Genomic DNA, 367 nt, shown 5'->3' with positions numbered 1-367 from the left:
AATCAAGCCCGCAATAGTTGAGCAGCCGGCGTGTCTCGGCCGTCTGGTCGAGCGTCAATTGTTCGTAGGACAGATCGAGGATATCGTCACCAAACATCGCCTTCCAGAACTGCATCAGGCGATGATAGCGCACGTAGTAACGCGCCGTTTCCTCCATATCGGCCTTGAAGGCCAGGCCCGTCGTGTCGAAATGGCTGGCATAGGCGGAAAAGCAATTGGCCAGCGGATTGCGGCGGCAGTGCACGATCCGTGCCTTCGGAAATACCGCCTTGATGATGCCGACCGACATGAAGTTGGTGAGATATTTGTCGACGGTGCGCCGGCCGAGATCCGCATGCTTGCCGATCTCGGCAAAATACGCCTCGCC

General features: G+C 57.5%; 1 protein-coding gene. It reads right to left on the bottom strand.

Features of this window, described 5'->3' with window-relative positions; genetic code table 11:
• A partial coding sequence (locus tag AC1D0P_RS32155; RefSeq protein WP_477680428.1) for a sulfotransferase family protein occupies window positions 1-367 on the bottom strand: 367 nt, incomplete at both ends.

The sequence above is a fragment of the Polaromonas sp. P1_G2 genome (genome assembly GCF_056405515.1).
Note: the sequence above shows the minus strand (reverse complement) of the source record. Positions and strands in the feature narration are given on the sequence as shown.